The organism is Agromyces sp. S2-1-8, assembly GCF_021129215.1.
Lineage (GTDB): Bacteria > Actinomycetota > Actinomycetes > Actinomycetales > Microbacteriaceae > Agromyces > Agromyces chromiiresistens.
Genome location: NZ_JAJOLP010000001.1, coordinates 2964633 through 2981567, shown reverse-complemented (window position 1 = coordinate 2981567; position 16935 = coordinate 2964633). Strand labels below are relative to the sequence as shown.

At 71.6% G+C, this 16935-nt stretch carries 17 protein-coding genes; 15 read left to right on the top strand and 2 right to left on the bottom strand.

Annotated elements, in window-relative coordinates; genetic code table 11:
• Positions 1–14: 14 nt before the first annotated feature.
• From pgsA to LR269_RS13635, 10 genes are all read left to right on the top strand, one after another.
• On the top strand, positions 15–611 hold the full coding sequence (pgsA, locus tag LR269_RS13680; protein WP_231431312.1) for a CDP-diacylglycerol--glycerol-3-phosphate 3-phosphatidyltransferase: 597 nt from the start codon (positions 15–17) through the stop codon (positions 609–611).
• On the top strand, positions 608–1117 hold the full coding sequence (locus LR269_RS13675) for a CinA family protein (protein ID WP_231431311.1): 510 nt from the start codon (positions 608–610) through the stop codon (positions 1115–1117). The genes pgsA and LR269_RS13675 overlap by 4 nt, the downstream gene beginning before the upstream one ends.
• Positions 1118–1368: 251 nt before the next feature.
• A complete protein-coding gene (locus LR269_RS13670; protein WP_130351053.1) occupies positions 1369–1677 on the top strand; it encodes a helix-turn-helix domain-containing protein in 309 nt (102 codons plus the stop codon).
• A 65-nt stretch (positions 1678–1742) separates the two neighbouring features.
• On the top strand, positions 1743–1985 hold the full coding sequence (locus LR269_RS13665) for a DUF3046 domain-containing protein (RefSeq protein ID WP_231431310.1): 243 nt from the start codon (positions 1743–1745) through the stop codon (positions 1983–1985).
• Between the two features lie 278 nt (positions 1986–2263).
• Positions 2264–3319, top strand: a complete 1056-nt coding sequence (recA, locus tag LR269_RS13660; RefSeq protein WP_231431309.1) for a recombinase RecA — start codon at positions 2264–2266, stop codon at positions 3317–3319.
• A 49-nt stretch (positions 3320–3368) separates the two neighbouring features.
• Positions 3369–4037 (top strand): regulatory protein RecX, encoded by a 669-nt coding sequence (locus LR269_RS13655; protein ID WP_231431308.1) that lies wholly within the window; start codon positions 3369–3371, stop codon positions 4035–4037.
• Positions 4038–4049: 12 nt separating this feature from the next.
• On the top strand, positions 4050–5636 hold the full coding sequence (gene miaB, locus LR269_RS13650) for a tRNA (N6-isopentenyl adenosine(37)-C2)-methylthiotransferase MiaB (RefSeq protein WP_231431307.1): 1587 nt from the start codon (positions 4050–4052) through the stop codon (positions 5634–5636).
• A 1-nt stretch (position 5637) separates the two neighbouring features.
• Positions 5638–6558 carry a tRNA (adenosine(37)-N6)-dimethylallyltransferase MiaA gene (gene miaA / locus LR269_RS13645; RefSeq protein ID WP_231431306.1) on the top strand — a complete coding sequence of 307 codons (921 nt, stop codon included), beginning with the start codon at positions 5638–5640 and terminating at the stop codon, positions 6556–6558.
• Positions 6559–6563: 5 nt separating this feature from the next.
• Positions 6564–7445 carry a diaminopimelate epimerase gene (gene dapF, locus LR269_RS13640; RefSeq protein ID WP_231431305.1) on the top strand — a complete coding sequence of 294 codons (882 nt, stop codon included), beginning with the start codon at positions 6564–6566 and terminating at the stop codon, positions 7443–7445.
• Positions 7442–8710, top strand: a complete 1269-nt coding sequence (locus tag LR269_RS13635; protein WP_231431304.1) for a CynX/NimT family MFS transporter — start codon at positions 7442–7444, stop codon at positions 8708–8710. The genes dapF and LR269_RS13635 overlap by 4 nt, the downstream gene beginning before the upstream one ends.
• A 24-nt stretch (positions 8711–8734) precedes the next feature.
• Here the strand turns inward: LR269_RS13635 and LR269_RS13630 are convergent, their stop codons facing one another.
• Positions 8735–9340, bottom strand: a complete 606-nt coding sequence (locus LR269_RS13630; protein WP_231431303.1) for a class I SAM-dependent methyltransferase — start codon at positions 9338–9340, stop codon at positions 8735–8737.
• Positions 9341–9382: 42 nt separating this feature from the next.
• Here LR269_RS13630 and hflX point away from each other — a divergent pair, with 42 nt between their 5' ends.
• The 4 genes from hflX to LR269_RS13610 all read left to right on the top strand — a co-directional run bounded on the left by hflX (position 9383) and on the right by LR269_RS13610 (position 15516).
• Entirely contained in the window at positions 9383–10912 is a 1530-nt protein-coding gene (hflX, locus tag LR269_RS13625; RefSeq protein ID WP_231431302.1) for a GTPase HflX, read from the top strand.
• A 273-nt stretch (positions 10913–11185) separates the two neighbouring features.
• Positions 11186–12163, top strand: a complete 978-nt coding sequence (locus tag LR269_RS13620) for a methylenetetrahydrofolate reductase (RefSeq protein WP_231431301.1) — start codon at positions 11186–11188, stop codon at positions 12161–12163.
• Between the two features lie 130 nt (positions 12164–12293).
• A complete protein-coding gene (gene metE / locus LR269_RS13615; protein ID WP_231431300.1) occupies positions 12294–14654 on the top strand; it encodes a 5-methyltetrahydropteroyltriglutamate--homocysteine S-methyltransferase in 2361 nt (786 codons plus the stop codon).
• Between the two features lie 100 nt (positions 14655–14754).
• Entirely contained in the window at positions 14755–15516 is a 762-nt protein-coding gene (locus LR269_RS13610; RefSeq protein WP_231431299.1) for an alpha/beta fold hydrolase, read from the top strand.
• Positions 15517–15586: 70 nt separating this feature from the next.
• On the opposite strand, the gene lexA is transcribed toward LR269_RS13610, so the two are convergent.
• On the bottom strand, positions 15587–16273 hold the full coding sequence (gene lexA / locus LR269_RS13605; RefSeq protein ID WP_374201129.1) for a transcriptional repressor LexA: 687 nt from the start codon (positions 16271–16273) through the stop codon (positions 15587–15589).
• Between the two features lie 256 nt (positions 16274–16529).
• Here lexA and LR269_RS13600 point away from each other — a divergent pair, with 256 nt between their 5' ends.
• The gene (locus tag LR269_RS13600; RefSeq protein WP_231431298.1) at positions 16530–16922 is read left to right on the top strand and encodes a LysM peptidoglycan-binding domain-containing protein; all 393 of its coding nucleotides are present in this window, start codon (positions 16530–16532) and stop codon (positions 16920–16922) included.
• The last annotated feature ends 13 nt before the right edge of the window (positions 16923–16935 follow it).

Sequence of the window (16935 nt, the reverse complement as noted above, 5' to 3'; positions counted from 1 at the left end):
GTATCCTTGGCCGTATGACCTCCTCCGCCGAAGGGCGCGCCCGATCGGCGAACTGGAACCTGCCGAACGCGATCACGATCGTGCGGATCCTGGCCGCACCGGTCTTCTTCTGGCTGCTGCTCGCCGATGACGGAGCCGACGGCCCCCTGCGGTGGTGGGCGGCAGCGCTGTTCATCGTCGCCATCGCGACCGACGGCATCGACGGACACATCGCCCGCAGTCGCGGGCTCGTCACGGACCTGGGCAAGATCCTCGACCCGATCGCCGACAAGCTGCTCACGAGCGGTGCGCTCGTCTGCCTGTCGATCCTGGGCGAGCTGTGGTGGTGGGTGACGATCCTCATCGTGGTGCGGGAGGTCGGCATCACCGTCTGGCGGCTGGTCGAGCTCCGACGCGGCAACGTGGTACCCGCCTCGTCGGGCGGCAAGCTCAAGACGGTCGTGCAATCGGTCGCGATCTCGCTCGCGCTCGTGCCGCTCTGGACGATCGTCGGCGACTGGATCCTCTGGGTGAACTGGGTCGCGATGGGCCTCGCCCTCGTGCTCACGGTCTGGTCCGGACTGCTCTACGTACGCGATGCGGTCCGACTCGCGCGGGGCCGGGCGGCATGAGCGGGCCGGGCGCGCTCCAGGCCGAAGCGGCCGCGCGCCTCATCGCCGAGCTCACTCGCCGACGCCTGCGCATCGCCGTCGCCGAGTCGCTCACGGGCGGGCTCGTCGTCGCCGAGCTCACGAGCGTCCCCGGCGCCTCGCTCGTCGTCACGGGCGGCATCGTCGCCTACGACACCGCCGTGAAGCATACGCTGCTCGGCGTCGACGCCGGGCTGCTGCGTCGCGAGGGCGCAGTGCACCCCGAGGTCGCCCGGCAGATGGCGATCGGTGTGCGCACCGCGCTGGCGGTCGACGGACACCCCGCCGACATCGGGGTCTCGACGACGGGCGTCGCCGGGCCCGACCCGCAGGACGGCAGGCCCGTCGGCACGGTGCACGTCGGACTCGCGATCGGCGACCGGGTCGACGCGATCGACCTGTCCTTCACGGGCGACCGCGCGTCGATCCGTCGGCAGACCGTGCACGCCGCGATCGGTGCGCTGCTCGCGGGCCTGCCGGCGGCCTGATCCTGGGCGGCTCGCGGCGGGACGCATCCCGGTCGAGGGGTCCGAGGCGCTCGGATCCGTCGCCTCGCCGCCCGCTCGCAGGCGCGATCCGAGGGAGCGGAATACTCTTCGTGAACACCCTGTTACACGTGGCAGGTTCACACGAAAGCCCCAGTGTGCGACGCTAGATTCGAAGACATGAGCATCAGGTAGACTGACGCTCCCGTTTCCGGCTCCGGCGGAGTCGAGGCAGTGTAGAAGGAGGTTCCCCGATGGTTCTGGTTCGACAGGAGATCGGCGATGTGTTGAGGGACTTCCGCCTGCAGAAGGGGCGCACGCTCCGGCAGGTCGCGTCCAAGGCGAGTGTCGCGCTGGGGTACCTCAGCGAGGTCGAACGGGGGCAGAAAGAGGCGTCCTCCGAGATCCTCGCCTCAGTGGCCGAAGCGCTCGACACGCCCATCTCGGTGATCATGCACGAGGTCGGCGACCGCATCGCGGTGCTCGAGGGCCTCTCGGTGGTGCCCGACAGCCTGCCCGACGAGCTCGTCGCCGAGTTCGACGCCGACATGATGGTCCGCTGACCCGATCGTTCTTACCCGTACTCCGGCCGGTCTTCTGACCGGCCGGAGCCGTTTCCGGAGGTGCCATGAAGCTCAGCGAGTTCCAGTTCGCCGTGGATGCCGAGTTCGGCCCGGGGTACGGCGGGGTCGTCGTGAACGACCTGGTGCTCGCTCAGCTCGGTGGGCGCACGGCTCGCGAGGCGCTCGACGCCGGCGTGCGGCCGCGCGACGTCTGGATCGCCCTCTGCGAGGCGACGGACGTCCCGGAGCAGCGACGGCACGGCGCCGGCCGACCCGTCCCGGGTCGGCCGGAGGGCGCCGCGCGCTGACGCCGCCCGCGCATACCGAAGAGCTGTTCGACACGCCGCGCCCGGGTTCGAACATCCGTTCGGTTCTGCGGTACTGTCCTCAACAGCAGGAGGAACGAGGCATCCCTCCACATCCCCACCCGTGAGGGCGTCGGATGTCGGTGGCCGGTCATACGGTCGATGCGTCGGAACACACCGCAACCGCCTTGTCGCGAGACGTCGCGGGTCAGCACCGGGGCCCGAAGCGTGGAACGACAGCCTAGAGGCAGCAGCACACGAGCATCGAAGGAGCCCACACCATGGCATCACCCGCAGACCGCGAGAAGTCTCTCGAAGCCGCCCTCGCGCAGATCGACCGCCAGTTCGGCAAGGGGTCGGTCATGCGCCTCGGCAGCGAAGAGCGAGCCCCCGTCGAGGTCATCCCCACCGGTTCGATCGCCCTCGACGTCGCCCTCGGCGTCGGCGGGCTCCCGCGCGGCCGCATCGTCGAGATCTACGGTCCCGAGTCCTCGGGCAAGACGACGCTCACGCTCCACGCGATCGCCAACGCCCAGCGCGCCGGCGGCATCGCGGCGTTCGTCGACGCCGAGCACGCGCTCGACCCCGAGTACGCCAAGAAGCTCGGCGTCGACATCGACGCACTGCTCGTGTCGCAGCCCGACACGGGCGAGCAGGCGCTCGAGATCGCCGACATGCTCGTGCGCTCGGGCTCGATCGACCTCATCGTGATCGACTCCGTGGCCGCACTCGTGCCGCGAGCCGAGATCGAGGGCGAGATGGGCGACTCGCACGTCGGCCTCCAGGCCCGTCTCATGTCGCAGGCGCTCCGCAAGCTCACGGGCGGCCTGAACCAGACGAACACCACGATGATCTTCATCAACCAGCTCCGCGAGAAGATCGGCGTGTTCTTCGGCAGCCCCGAGACGACGGCGGGCGGCAAGGCTCTCAAGTTCTACGCCTCGGTCCGCATGGACATCCGCCGCATCGAGACCCTGAAGGACGGCTCCGACGCGGTCGGCAACCGCACGCGCGTGAAGGTCGTCAAGAACAAGATGGCCCCGCCGTTCAAGCAGGCCGAGTTCGACATCCTCTACGGGGTCGGCATCTCGCGCGAGGGCAGCCTCATCGACTACGGCGTCGACCAGGGCATCGTCAAGAAGTCGGGTGCCTGGTACACCTACGACGGCGATCAGCTCGGCCAGGGCAAGGAGAATGCGCGCAACTTCCTGTTGCAGAACCCCGACATCGCCGCCGACATCGAGCAGAAGATCCTCGTGAAGCTCGGCATCGGCGCAGCGGGTGCCGCTGCACCGGCCAACGTCGAGTCGCTCGACGCGAAGCGCAAGGGCGCCTGAGCGCCTGAGCCGTGACATGGGAGATCGAGTGACCGGGGAGGGCAGCAGCATGCGCGACGCGTCGGTTGAGCACCTTGCCCCGGTCACCTATCTGCCGTGGGTGGCCGACGAGGGCTCGTCCGGCTCGACGGTCGATGAGCCCGGTCGCGGCCGGCCGGCGCGTGGGGCGGGGGTCGAGCGCGACACCCGCGCACGCCGACATCCACGGTCGAACGACGACGCGGCGCCCTCGCCCGACGAGACGGGCCTCGAGCGCGACGAACGCATCGACCGTCTCGTCGTCTCACGCCTGCGGCGATCGGCGCTGTCGATCGCCGAGGTGAGATCGGTGCTCGTCGAGCACGGGCTCGACGAGCCCGAGGTCGAGTCCTGGATCGAGCGGTACGAGCGCTACGGCTACCTCGATGACGCCCGGCTCGCCGAGCAGGTCGTGCACAACCACGGCGTGCGGCGGGGTCGCGGTGCCGGCGCCATCCTGCACGAGCTCGGCCGACGGGGCATCGATCCGACCGTCGCCCGAGCGGCGGTCGACGATCTCGATCCCGAGGCCGAGCGCGAGAACGCGACGGCCGTCGCGGTGCGACGGGCTCGCCAGCTGACGGGGCTCGACCGGGCGACCGCCGAACGACGGCTGTCGGCCTTCCTCCAGCGGCGCGGCTACTCGGGCGAGGTCGTTCGCGAGGCGGTGACGACGGCGCTCGCAGCCGACGACTCGTAGAATGGTGCGATCATGAGCACCATTCACGAGGTCGCCGACGCCCGGGCGACGGAGCCCGCACCGCGCACCTACGAGGTCCGCACCTTCGGGTGCCAGATGAACGTCCACGATTCCGAACGACTCTCGGGCTCGCTCGAGGCCGCCGGCTACGTCCCTGCGAACGGCGCCGAACCCGACGTCGTCGTGATCAACACGTGCGCCGTCCGCGAGAACGCCGACAACAAGCTCTACGGCAACCTCGGGCACCTGGCCGGCGTCAAGCGCCGCCACTCCGGCATGCAGATCGCCGTCGGCGGCTGCCTCGCCCAGAAGGACAAGAACGTCATCCTCGAGAAGGCGCCGTGGGTCGACGTGGTGTTCGGCACCCACAACATGGGGTCGCTGCCGAGCCTGCTCGAGCGTGCCCGGCACAACGACGAGGCGCAACTCGAGATCCTCGACGCACTCGAGGTCTTCCCGTCGACGCTGCCGACGAAGCGCGACTCGACCTACAGCGGCTGGGTCTCGATCTCCGTCGGCTGCAACAACACGTGCACGTTCTGCATCGTCCCCGCACTGCGGGGCAAGGAGAAGGACCGCCGGCCCGGCGACATCCTCGCCGAGATCCAGGCCCTCGTCGACGACGGTGCCGTCGAGGTGACCCTGCTCGGACAGAACGTCAACTCGTACGGCGTCGAGTTCGGCGACCGCCAGGCGTTCGGCAAGCTCCTCCGCGCCGCAGGCGAGATCGACGGGCTCGAGCGCATCCGGTTCACGAGCCCGCACCCCGCTGCGTTCACCGACGACGTCATCGATGCCATGGCCGAGACCCCGAGCGTGATGCCGCAGCTGCACATGCCGTTGCAGTCGGGTTCCGATCGCATCCTCAAGGCGATGCGACGCTCGTACCGGTCCGAGAAGTTCCTCGGCATCCTCGACCGCGTGCGTGCCAAGATTCCGAACGCCGCGATCTCGACCGACATCATCGTCGGCTTCCCCGGTGAGACCGAGGAGGACTTCCAGGAGACGATGCGCGTCGTCGAGGCCGCCCGATTCGCCTCTGCGTTCACCTTCCAGTACTCGATCCGTCCCGGCACTCCGGCCGCCACGATGGAGCACCAGGTGCCGAAGGAGGTCGTGCAGGAGCGCTACGACCGCCTCATCGCCCTGCAGGAGCGCATCTCCTGGGAGGAGAACCTGAAGCTCGTCGGCACGACGGTCAATCTCCTCGTCGCCACCGGCGAAGGCAAGAAGGACGCCGAGACCCACCGCCTGAGCGGTCGCGCCGAAGACAGCCGTCTCGTGCACTTCGAGGTGCCCGAGGGCTCCGAACTGCCGCGCCCGGGCGACGTCGTCACGGTCGAGATCACGCAGGCCGCCCCGTTCCACCTCCTCGCCGACTCGGTCGACGGCGCCCCGTTGCGGATCCGGCGCACTCGCGCGGGCGACGCGTGGGATCGCGACCAGGCCGAGAGCTGCGGCGTGCCCGCGGACACCGGCTCGACGAGTCCCGGCCGGGTCTCGCTCGGGCTCCCGACCCTGCGCATCGCGAACGAGCCGCTCGTGTCGCCCGGCGTCGGCACGTTCCCGATCTACGACCCGACCGACGGCCAGCGCTGACGTGACGCTCATCGCCGTCGTCGGCGCGACCGGCACCGGCAAGTCGGCCTTCGCGCTCGACCTCGCGGAGGCGTTCGATCGCGCCGGGTGCACCGCCGAGGTCGTGAACGCCGATGCGATGCAGCTGTATCGCGGCATGGACATCGGCACCGCCAAGCTCGCGCTCGGGGAGCGCAGGGGGGTGCCGCATCACCTGCTCGACGTGCTCGAGGTCACCGACGAGGCATCCGTGGCGGCGTACCAGGCCGAGGCGAGGGCGCGCATCGACGAGATCACCGGTCGCGGATCGGTCGCGCTGCTGGTCGGCGGATCGGGTCTGTACGTCTCGTCGGTCATCCACGACTTCCGGTTCCCCGGCACCGATCCCGACGTGCGTGCGCGCCTCGAGGCCGAGCTCGCCGAGCAGGGTCCCGGCATGCTGCACGCGCGGCTCCGCGAGATCGATGCCGAGACCGCAGCGAAGGTCGACCCGCTGAACGGGCGCCGCGTCGTCCGTGCCCTCGAGGTGATCGAGGTCACCGGCTCGCCGGCGGCGGCGAGGATTCCCGACGATCCGGTGCCGTGGCGACCGCATCGCATCGTGCACCTGCGCAGCGACCGCGCGCGGCTCGTCGCGCGGCTCGACGCCCGCGTCGACGACATGTGGGCGTCCGGCCTCCTCGACGAGGTGCGCGGACTCGTCCCGCTCGGCCTCGAGCGCGGGGTCACCGCGCGCAAGGCCATCGGCTACGCGCAGGCGCTCGCCGAGCTCCAGGGCCGGATGCCTCGTACGGACGCGGTCGCCGAGACGCAACAGCTCACCCGCACGTACGCGAGGCGGCAGGTCGGCTGGTTCAAGCGATACCGGGACGCGGTGCAGATCGACGCCGATGATGCCGTCGCGAGAAGCGCCGAGCTCGGCCGGCAGGCCGCCCTAGACTGAGTCGCATGCCGTTCGATCTGCGATTCACCAAGGGCCAGGGCACGGGCAACGACTTCGTGCTCTTCAGCGACCCAGAGGGTGAGAACGAACTCGAGCCCACGCAGATCGCGGCCGTCTGCGACCGGCGTTTCGGCGTCGGCGCCGACGGGCTCATCCGCGCCGTGCGCTCGCAGAACCTCGCCGACGGTGCAGCGGCGCTCGCAGCCGATCCGCGCGCGGTCTGGTTCATGGACTACTGGAACGCCGACGGCACCGTGTCCGAGATGTGCGGCAACGGCATCCGCGTCTTCGTGCGGTACCTGCTCGACCAGGGGCTCGCCGAGTTGCATCCCGGCGACGAGATCGCGATCGGCACCCGGGCCGGAGTGCGCACGGTGACCCGCACGGCGTCGGGCTTCCAGGTCGACCTCGGCACCTGGCGCCTCGCGGGCGGCGAACCGCTCGTGCGCGCGAAGCAGCTGCCCGTCGCGCGGCCCGGTCTCGGCATCGACGTGGGCAATCCGCACGTCGTCGTCGCCCTCGCCGACGACGACGAACTCGAGGGGCTCGACCTCGCCTACGCGCCCATGCTCGAACCGGTGCCCGCTGCGGGCGCCAACGTCGAGTTCGTCGTGCCCGCCGAGCCGCTCGTCGAAGACGGCGTCGGCCGCATCCGCATGCGCGTGCACGAGCGCGGATCGGGCGAGACGCTCTCGTGCGGCACCGGTGCCGTGGCCTCCGCACTCGCGGTGCGGTACTGGGCCGGCGCCGGTGCGCCGAACGACTGGCGCGTGCAGGTGCCGGGCGGGGTGCTCGGCGTCCGCATGTTCGAGGCGTCCGACGGCGAGCACGTCGCGCTCGCGGGCCCCGCCGAGCTCGTCTTCGACGGCGTGCTCACGCTCGCATGACCCGCGGCGCCACCGGTCGGGCCGCCGCGTCCTCCTTCCCCTGGCTCCTGCTCGTCGGCATCTCGCTCGTCGCGCTCAACCTGCGCGGCCCGCTCGTCGCGATCGCGCCCGTCATCGAGGAGATCGAGGCCTCGCTCGGCCTCTCGCCGACCGCGGCCGGCCTGCTGACGAGCCTGCCCGTGCTGTGCTTCGCCCTGGGCACGCCGATCGCCGCGTGGACGATCCGGCTGACCGGTGCCGAGCGGGCCGTCGCGATCTCGCTCATCGGCACCCTCATCGGCACGATCGTGCGATCGGGCGGCACGACCTGGGCGGCGTTCGCGGGCACCGTCATCATCGGCCTCGCGATCGCGATCGGCAACGTCGTCGTGCCGGTCGTCATCCGGCGCGACGTCCCGCCCGAGCGCGCGCAGCTCGTCACGGGCGTGTACTCGGCCATGATGAACGTCGGCTCCATGCTCACGATCGCGGTGACGGCGCCGCTCGCCGAGCTGATCGGCTGGCAGTGGGCGACCGCGATCTGGGGCGTGCTCATCGTGGTGGCTCTCGCGGTGTGGGGCGTGCACCTGCGGCGCGTCACTGCCGAGAGCCGCGAGGCGCGCGAGGCCGCCGCGCTCGCGGTCACCGGTTCACTGGCCGCCGTCACCGGACCGACCGGCGTCGTCGCCCCCGGCGAGTACTCGGCGTGGCGCAACCCCATGACCTGGCTGCTCGCGGCGGCATTCGCCGCGCAGTCGTTCTCGTACTACGGACTGAGCGCCTGGCTGCCGAGCCTCTACGCCGACGTGTACGACCTCGATACGATCGCCGCCGGCAACGTCGCGTCGCTCTTCCAGCTCGCGGCCGTCGCGGGGGCGCTCGGTGTGCCGTTCCTCGGCCGACTGCGGCCGGCCTGGGTGCAGCCGGCCATCGTCGGCGTGCTGTGGACGACGCTGCCGCTGGGCCTGCTCCTCGCCCCGGAGGCGTGCCTCGTGTGGACCGTCACCGGCGGTATCGCCCAGGGCGGCGGATTCGTCGTCATCATCGCGACCGTCGTGCGCATCACCCGTACCGACCGCGAGACCACGCAGATGTCGGCGCTCGTGCAGGCCGGCGGCTACCTCGTCGCGGCGACGGCGCCACCCGTGCTCGGCGCATTGCACGAATCGAGCGGCGCATGGGCCCTGCCGCTCGTCGCGGTGCTCGTCGCGACGCTCGCGTTCCTCGTGCTCACGACCTCGGCCTCCGTGCGCTCCGCCCGCCTCATCGACCGCAGGGCGCGATAGCGGGTTCGACGGACGGGCACCCGGTCAGCGGCGCACGTCGAGCACGCGGAAGCCCTTGGAGTTCGCCGCGCGTTCGACGTCGAGGCCGAGCTCGGCGCCGATCCAGCGCTGCAGGGACTCGGCGCCGAGGTGCTTGGCGACCACGAGCCACGCGGCGGCCTCGGCGGAGTCGTCCAGCCGGGTCAGCCATCGCGAGAGCATCTCGTGCAGCTCCTGCTTGCCGACCCTGATCGGCGGGTTCGACCAGATCGTCGCGAAGCGCACGTCGTCGGGAACATCGTCGGGCCTGACGGCGTTGACGTTGTGGAGGCCGAGCCGGGCGGCGTTGCGCCGCGTGAGGTCGAGGGCGCGCTCGTTGACGTCGACCGCCCACACCGTGGCCTCGGGCGACCGCATCGCGAGGGTGAGCGCGATGGGCCCCCATCCGGTGCCGAGGTCGAGCAGGTCGCCCGCCGCCGGGGGAGCGGGCACGGCGTCGAGCAGTACGCGGGTGCCCTGGTCGAGGTGCTCGGGGCTGAACACGCCGCCGGCGGTCATGAGCTCGACCTCGCGACCGGCGAGCGCCACGCGGATGGTACGGGTGCGGGCTTCGCTCGAGGGCGCGGCGGAGAAGTAGTGGTCGGAACCCATGTAGGGGAACCTATCGCAGCGATCGGAAGTAGGGTTAACACGATGAACGAAGCCGAACAGAACACCGCCGACGACGCGGTCGAGCGAGTGCTGCGGGGCGCGGAGACGAAGGCCGGGGTCACCCGGTTCGGTTCCGGTGCGGCCGAGGCCATGATGGTGCACGGCTCCGACGCCGCCTCGGGAGCCGACACCGACGGCGAGCAGTACGACCGTGAAGAGCGTGCGGCGTTGCGTCGCGTCGCCGGCCTCTCCACCGAACTCGAAGACGTCACCGAGGTCGAGTACCGGCAGCTCCGGCTCGAGAACGTCGTGCTCATCGGCGTCTACTCGCAGGGCTCCCTCGACGACGCCGAGAACTCGCTCCGCGAGCTCTCAGCCCTCGCCGAGACTGCGGGCGCCCGGGTGCTCGACGGCGTGCTGCAGCGGCGACCGCACCCCGACCCCTCGACGTACCTCGGCCGCGGCAAGGTCGAAGAGCTGAGGCACATCGTCGCCTCGCTCGGCGCCGACACGGTCGTCGCTGACACCGAGCTCGCGCCGAGCCAGCGGCGTGCACTCGAGGACGCCGTCAAGGTGAAGGTCATCGACCGCACCGCCGTCATCCTCGACATCTTCAGCCAGCACGCGAAGAGCCGGGAGGGCAAGGCGCAGGTCGAGCTCGCACAACTCGAATACCTCCTCCCGAGGCTTCGCGGCTGGGGCGAATCGATGTCCCGCCAGGCCGGTGGCCAGGTGGGTTCGGGCGGCGCGGGCATGGGCTCGAGAGGTCCCGGTGAGACGAAGATCGAACTCGACCGCCGTCGCATCCACTCGCGCATGGCCAAGCTCCGGCGCCAGATCGCGGGCATGAAGCCAGCGCGCGAGGCGAAGCGGGCGAACCGCCGTCGCAACGCGGTGCCGTCGGTCGCGATCGCCGGCTACACCAACGCCGGCAAGTCGAGCCTGCTCAACCGCATCACGGGTGCCGGCGTGCTCGTCGAGAACGCGTTGTTCGCGACCCTCGATGCGACGGTGCGTCGCAACACGACGGCCGACGGCCGCGTCTACACGATCGCCGACACGGTCGGCTTCGTGCGCAACCTTCCGCACCAGCTCGTCGAGGCGTTCCGCTCGACGCTCGAAGAGGTCGGCGACGCAGATCTCATCGTGCACGTCGTCGATGCGGCCCACCCCGATCCCGCCGGGCAGATCGCGACCGTGCGCGACGTCATCGGCGAGGTCGGCGCCCGCGACATCCCCGAGCTCGTGGTCTTCAACAAGGCCGACCTCGTCTCGGCCGAGGACCGCCTCGTGCTCCGCGGGCTCGAGCCCGACGCCGTGTTCGCCTCGGCCCGTACGGGCGAGGGCATCGCCGACGTGCTGGCCGCCATCGGCGAGATGCTGCCCGACCCCGCGGTCGAGGTCGAACTGCTCGTGCCGTACGACCGCGGCGACATCGTGTCGGCCCTGCACGAGCAGGCGCGCGTCCTCGAGCTCGACTACGTCGAAGACGGCACGCGCGTTCGTGCGCTCGTCTCGCCAGAGCTCGCCGGCCAGTACGCGGAGTTCGTCGCACCCGTCGCCGCCGCGTAGCGCACCGGCCGAACCACCGGATGCCCCGGCAGGCGCCGAGGCATCCGGGTCGTTGCCGCACTCCGAGCGTGTCGACGTCATTCCCGGTCACATTGGCCGGCGGCGCCGTGCCATCGCGTAACGTCGCTCCTGATCGTCGACGACGGGCCGGATGCCCGTCGCCAGGAGCGACCGCCGAGCCCGGCACCCGCCCGCGTGACCCATCCGCCGTGAGGCGGTGGCCGCGGCCTGCCGTGCCACCACCGCCATGCGGCACCCATCGAGGAGTCCGACATGGCTGCGACCGGAGCCGCCGGCACCCGGGAGACGGGTGACTGTACCGACCGCCCGCCGATCTCGTTCGAGCTGTTCCCGCCGCGCTCCGACGCCGCGGCGATCGCGCTCGGGCGCACGATCGACCGGCTGGCCGAGGTCGACCCGGCCTTCATCTCGGTGACGTTCGGGGCGGGCGGGTCGCAGCGCGGCCGCTCCCTCACCGTGCTGCGGTACATCCTCGAGCACACCTCCGTTGAGCCGATGGCGCACCTGACCTGCGTCGGCTCGTCGCACGCCGAGGCGAACCGCCTCGTGCGCGAGTTCCTCGACGCGGGCATCACGAGCTTCCTCGCGCTGCGCGGCGACCCACCGGAGGGCGACGACCCCGACGCCGGTCTCGGCGACCTCGGCACCGCGGCGGAGCTCGTCCAGCTCATCCACCGGGTGCAGGAGGAGCGCGAGCCGTTCGGAGAGTCGGGCGTCCCCGGCGCGCCCGGCGCCCGCCGAATCGGAGCCCGACCCCGCCCCGAGCGGGTCGCGGTCGCGGCGTTCCCGACGGGCCACCCGCGTTCGCGCGGGCTCGCGCAGGACGTCGACACCCTGCTCGCGAAGGAGGTCGCCGGGGCGACCCTCGCGATCACGCAGCTGTTCTGGCACGCCGACGACTACCTCGGCTTCGTCGAACGGGCGCGCACGGCCGGGGTGACGATCCCCATCCTGCCGGGGCTCATGCCGGTCACGAATCCGGCCCGACTCGCGCGCTTGACCGAGCTCACCGGCGTCGAGCCGCCGGCGGACCTCGCGATCGACCTGGAGATCGAGCCCGACGGCGAGGCCCGCGCCAGGATCGGCGAGGAGTACGCGGCGAACCTCGCTGGCGAGGTGCTGCGGGGCGGCGCCCCGGGCCTGCACCTCTACACCTACAACCGGCACGAGACGGTGCTCTCGGTGCTCGACCGGCTCGGACTCGGCGTCCGCGCCGGGCGGAGGACCTGACCGGCGGCTCCCGCCGCATCGACGATCACTTCACCACCACCGGCCCGGGGCCCGATGCCCCGCGGTCGATGTCGACGACCCGCGACCGGCGCGGTGCTTCGGCCTACCCGGAAATCGAAAGGAACGAGTCATGACCGTACCCACCACCCGCTTCCCGTCCGGAACCGTGCTCGGCTATCCGCGCATCGGTCGGCGCCGGGAGCTCAAGCGCGCGGTCGAGGCGTTCTGGGCCGGCACGATCGACGAGGCCGAGCTCGAGGCGCGAACCCGCGCGCTGCGCTCGAAGACGCGTGAGCGGCTCGCCGAGCTCGGACTCGAACGCACGGGCTCGGCGATCCCCGAGACGTTCTCGTACTACGACCAGGTGCTCGACGCGGCCGTCGCGTTCGGCGCCGTTCCGGCGCGATTCGCCGACCTGCTCGACGAGCAGGGCGGGCTCGACCTCACCGCCTACTTCACGATCGCCCGCGGGGAGGGCGAGCGTGCTCCGCTCGAGATGACGAAGTGGTTCGACTCGAACTACCACTACCTCGTGCCCGAGATCGGCCCCGAGACGGAGTTCTCGCTGCACGCCGAGCGTCTCGTCGCCCAGTTCGCCGAGGCGAGGGCGGAGGGCTTCGTGACCCGGCCGGTCGTGGTCGGCCCGGTCACCTTCCTGTCGCTCGCGAAGGCCGCCGACGGCGCGCCCGACGGGTTCCGCCCGATCGACCGGCTCGCCGACCTCCTGCCCGTCTATGCGGCGCTGCTCGCGGAACTCTCGGCGGCCGGCGCGGAGTGGGTGCAGCTCGACGAGCCGGCGCTCGTCTCCGAGGCGATCGACGTGCCGAGCGAGCTGGTGCTCGATGCCGCGGCGACGGCCTACGCGTTGCTCGGTGCGCTCGACCGGCGCCCGGCGATCTTCGTCGCGGCGCCCTACGGGTCGCTCGACGACGCGCTCCCGGTGCTCGCGGAGACGCCCGTCGAGGCGATCGGGCTCGACCTCGTACGGGGCGCGGTGCCGACGGCCCTCGATGCGAGGACCGAGACCGCGCTGCGCACGAAGACGCTCGTCGCGGGCGTCATCGACGGGCACAACATCTGGCGTGGCGACCCCGGCACCGCGCTCGAGCGGGCTGAGGGGCTGCGCGACCGGGCGGGCGCCGTCTCAGTCTCGACGTCCACCTCGCTGCTGCACGTGCCGCACGACGTCGACGACGAGTCCCGACTCGACCCGCGGCTCGCGAGTTGGCTCGCCTTCGCCGATCAGAAGGTCGGCCAGGTCGCAACGCTCGCCCTCGGCCTCACGAACGGGCGCGACACCGTCGCCGAGCGGCTCGCCGAGGCATCCGCGGCACTGGCCGACCGTGCCGCCGCACCCGGGGTGCGGGTGCCCGCGGTCCGCGACCGCCTCGCCGCCCTCACGGAGGCGGACTTCCACCGCGGCGACGAGGCCGAACGGCTCGCGGCGCAGGCGGCCCTCGGACTGCCCGAACTGCCGACCACGACGATCGGCTCGTTCCCGCAGACGAGCGACCTGCGCATCGCCCGCGCCCGTCTCGGCCGGGGCGAGCTCGACGCCGACGCGTACGCCGGCGTGATGCGCGCCGAGATCGAGCGGGTGGTGCGCCTGCAGGAGGAGCTCGGCCTCGACGTGCTCGTGCACGGCGAGCCGGAGCGCAACGACATGGTGCAGTACTTCGCCGAGCTGCTCGACGGCTTCGCCGTCACCGAGCACGGCTGGGTGCAGTCGTACGGGTCGCGCTGCACGCGGCCCTCGATCCTCTGGGGGGATGTCTCGCGTCCGGCGCCCATGACGGTCGAATGGTCGGCCTACGCGCAGTCGCTCAGCGACAAGCCGGTCAAGGGCATGCTGACGGGACCGGTGACGATCCTCGCGTGGTCGTTCGTGCGCGACGACCAGCCCCTCGGCGACACCGCCCGGCAGGTCGCGCTGGCCCTGCGCGACGAGATCGCCGACCTCGAGGGGGCGGGCATCCGCATCATCCAGGTCGACGAGCCCGCACTCCGGGAACTGCTGCCGCTCAAGCGCGCCGACCAGCCCGCGTACCTCGACTGGTCGGTCGGCTCGTTCACGCTGGCGACGGCCGGCGCTGCGCCCGGCACGCAGGTGCACACCCACCTGTGCTACTCGGAGTTCGGGGTGGTGATCGACGCGATCAAGGGACTCGACGCCGACGTCACCTCGATCGAGGCCGCGCGCAGCCGGATGGAGGTCGTCGACGACCTCTCGGCGAGCGGCTTCGACCACGGCATCGGGCCCGGGGTGTACGACATCCACTCGCCCCGCGTGCCGTCGACGGCCGAGCTGCAGGAACTGCTCGAGCGCGCGGCGGCGGCGATTCCCGCCGGGCGGCTCTGGGTGAATCCCGACTGCGGTCTCAAGACGCGCGGCTACGACGAGACGGTGGCGTCGCTCGCGAACCTCGTCGAGGCGACCCGTGCGGTGCGGGCCGGACTCGCACGCGGGCTCGCGGCGCCGGTCGCCGGATGAGGCGGCGGGCGGATGCCGCGTGAGCGGCATCCGCCCGATGCTCGGCGCCTTCGCATCGTTCGCCGGGGCGATGCACAGGCGGGCGGCGTACCGTCATCGCATGCGACTCGCGGTTCACGAGACGGGCGCGGGCGCCCGCACGGCCATCCTCATCCACGGCATCATGTCGGACTCGCGCGCATGGCACCGCGTCACGCACGAACTCGAGGCGCAGGGCTTCCGGGTGCTCGCGGTGGACCTCGCCGGACACGGGCGCAGCCCGCGGGCGCGTCGGTACTCGCCCGCCGCATGGGCCGACGACGTGGTCGAGACGGTCGAGCCCATGCTCGACGGGCCCCCCGACGTCGTGCTCGGGCACTCGCTCGGCGGCCTCGTCGCGAGCCTCGTCGCCGACCGGCTCGCGCCGCGGGCGGCGATCTACGTCGATCCCGCGTTCGCCTTTCCGACGGGTCTGCGCGGCCTGGCGTACAAGGCCTTCTTCGCGATCGCCCCGAGGCCGCGGCGCGGGGCGCTCGTGCGGATGAACCCGAAGTGGAGCGCGGTCGACGTCGACATCGAACTGGCGACCCTCCGCGACTGGGACAAGCGGACCGTGCTGGGCTTCGCCGACACCAGGCCGCTGGTGCCGCCGGCCCGACTCGTCGCCCCGACGCTCGTGCTGCTCGCCGAGAAGAGCCTGCTCATCACCGAGCGCGTCGCGGCCGACCTGCGCCGACGGGGCATGACCGTCGCGACGGTGCCGGGCACGGGTCACACGGTCTTCCGCGACGATCATGCTGGGTTCATGGACGCGGTGATCGGCTGGCTCCGTTCGGTGGCGCAGCCTGCGGGCGCGATCGCCGCAGGCGCGACGAGCGCATAGCGTCCTCCGGACGCACGTCACCCGACGTCCCCGGCCTCGCCGATCGCGCGCCGCCGGCGCGGCCGCGGGCTCAGACCGCGCGCAGCACGGCGACGACCTTGCCGAGGACCTCGGCCTGGTCGCCGAGGATCGGCTCGAACGCGGTGTTGCGCGGCAGCAGCCAGGTGTGGCCGTCGCGCTGGCGGAACACCTTGACGGTCGCCTCGCCGTCGAGCATGGCGGCCACGATCTCGCCGTTCTCGGCGGTGCGCTGCGAGCGCACGACCACCCAGTCGCCGTCGCAGATGGCCGCGTCGATCATCGAGTCGCCGACGACCTTGAGGATGAAGAGCTCGCCCTTGCCGACGAGCTGGCGGGGGAGCGGGAACACCTCGTCGATCTGCTGCTCGGCCGTGATCGGCACGCCGGCCGCGATGCGGCCGACGAGGGGGACCATCGCAGCGTCGCCGACCGGCGCGGGATCGCCTGCCGACGCAGGGCGCTCGTCGAGGCCCGGCAGCTCGATGAGCACCTCGAGCGCGCGGGGGCGGTTCGGATCGCGCCGCAGGTAGCCGGCGAGTTCGAGCTGGTTGAGCTGGTGCGTGACGCTCGACAGCGATGCGAGGCCGACGGCGTCACCGATCTCGCGCATGCTCGGCGGGTAGCCGCGTGTCGCCACCGAACGCTGCACGACCTCGAGGATCGCGATCTGCTTCGCGCTCAGGCTCTTGCGGCGGCGTGCCCTGCCGGTCTCGCGCACGTCGTTGTCGCTCTTCACGGTTCCGCCCCTCGTTGCGACCGCCTTCGCGATCGGATGTCGGTGGTGTCTGATCGACTGTTCCCAGACATTCGAAACTGTATCCACATGCGGCGGGAGCGGCAAACATTCGTTCGAGTGTGTCGCGAGATCGCTCCCCGAGAAACCCGCACTCCGATGCTTGCAGTCGAAGATGGTCGAAGATATATTCGGAACAGAGATTCGCATCCGGCCCTCCCGGCCGAGGGCCGGATGCGATCCCACGCAGGAGGGTGACATGAGCGCAGCGATCGTGACGAACGAGTACCGTTCCGGTGTTCCGGTGCCCCGCGCAGGCCGTGTCGACGGCGGTGCGGAGGCTGCACCGCGCACCCGCCTCCGGCTGACCCGTCGCGGGCGCGCTGTCTTCACGACCCTCGCCGCACTGCCGATCGTCCTCTGGGCGCTCGCAGCCGTGCTGAACGCCGGCGGTGCGGCCGCCGACCTGGCCGGGGGCGATTCGCTGCAGTACGTCACGGTGGGTGCCGGGGGCTCGCTCTGGGAGATCGCCGAGGCGATCGACCCGTCGGCCGACCCGCGCGACACGATCGCCGAGATCGTCCGGCTCAACGGGCTCGACGGTGCGACGATCGAGCCGGGCCAGCGCCTCGCGGTCCCCGCTTCGGAGTAGGCGGTCATACGAG

What these genes read in the sequence shown, in the direction of transcription:
- pgsA (WP_231431312.1), top strand. Translation starts at nt 15, where the DNA reads ATGACCTCCTCCGCCGAAGGGCGCGCCCGATCGGCGAACTGGAACCTG.
- LR269_RS13675 (WP_231431311.1), top strand. Translation starts at nt 608, where the DNA reads ATGAGCGGGCCGGGCGCGCTCCAGGCCGAAGCGGCCGCGCGCCTCATC.
- LR269_RS13670 (WP_130351053.1), top strand. Translation starts at nt 1,369, where the DNA reads ATGGTTCTGGTTCGACAGGAGATCGGCGATGTGTTGAGGGACTTCCGC.
- LR269_RS13665 (WP_231431310.1), top strand. Translation starts at nt 1,743, where the DNA reads ATGAAGCTCAGCGAGTTCCAGTTCGCCGTGGATGCCGAGTTCGGCCCG.
- recA (WP_231431309.1), top strand. Translation starts at nt 2,264, where the DNA reads ATGGCATCACCCGCAGACCGCGAGAAGTCTCTCGAAGCCGCCCTCGCG.
- LR269_RS13655 (WP_231431308.1), top strand. Translation starts at nt 3,369, where the DNA reads ATGCGCGACGCGTCGGTTGAGCACCTTGCCCCGGTCACCTATCTGCCG.
- miaB (WP_231431307.1), top strand. Translation starts at nt 4,050, where the DNA reads ATGAGCACCATTCACGAGGTCGCCGACGCCCGGGCGACGGAGCCCGCA.
- dapF (WP_231431305.1), top strand. Translation starts at nt 6,564, where the DNA reads ATGCCGTTCGATCTGCGATTCACCAAGGGCCAGGGCACGGGCAACGAC.
- LR269_RS13635 (WP_231431304.1), top strand. Translation starts at nt 7,442, where the DNA reads ATGACCCGCGGCGCCACCGGTCGGGCCGCCGCGTCCTCCTTCCCCTGG.
- LR269_RS13630 (WP_231431303.1), bottom strand. Translation starts at nt 9,340, where the DNA reads ATGGGTTCCGACCACTACTTCTCCGCCGCGCCCTCGAGCGAAGCCCGC.
- hflX (WP_231431302.1), top strand. Translation starts at nt 9,383, where the DNA reads ATGAACGAAGCCGAACAGAACACCGCCGACGACGCGGTCGAGCGAGTG.
- LR269_RS13620 (WP_231431301.1), top strand. Translation starts at nt 11,186, where the DNA reads ATGGCTGCGACCGGAGCCGCCGGCACCCGGGAGACGGGTGACTGTACC.
- metE (WP_231431300.1), top strand. Translation starts at nt 12,294, where the DNA reads ATGACCGTACCCACCACCCGCTTCCCGTCCGGAACCGTGCTCGGCTAT.
- LR269_RS13610 (WP_231431299.1), top strand. Translation starts at nt 14,755, where the DNA reads ATGCGACTCGCGGTTCACGAGACGGGCGCGGGCGCCCGCACGGCCATC.
- LR269_RS13600 (WP_231431298.1), top strand. Translation starts at nt 16,530, where the DNA reads ATGAGCGCAGCGATCGTGACGAACGAGTACCGTTCCGGTGTTCCGGTG.